Below are 310 nucleotides of genomic sequence, written 5' to 3' on the forward strand. Positions count from 1 at the left end.
GTATAAAATAATGGCTTTCGCTTTACTGCTGCCAATAACATGCAAGGACGTCAGCTCGCTTTCCGTGGCGCGATTAATATTAATCCCCATTTGGGTGCGCGCTTGGGTGGTGAGTTTTTCTTGTTGTAGCAAGTATTGATAAGCGCTTTTTGGATTATCAATACACGGTGCTGCGTGCACATTGCTGATAAGTGACAGATTTATTAGCACCGTTAAAATAATAAAGCTACAGCGCAAACTATTTTGCACGTTCATGCTGTTTTGCTACCTCCCACAATGCTTCCATCTCTAACAATTCACTATCCTCAAT

Annotated in this window: 1 pseudogene; it reads right to left on the reverse strand. The window is 41.6% G+C overall.

Annotation, left to right across the window (positions count from 1 at the left end):
• Window positions 1-255 (reverse strand): annotated as a pseudogene (locus AAEY79_RS14375) (hypothetical protein); the annotation flags it as partial.
• Window positions 256-310 lie beyond the last annotated feature (55 nt).

Source organism: Psychrobacter sp. GW64-MNA-CIBAN-0177 (assembly GCF_040309585.1).
GTDB classification, from domain to species: Bacteria; Pseudomonadota; Gammaproteobacteria; order Pseudomonadales; family Moraxellaceae; genus Psychrobacter; species Psychrobacter okhotskensis.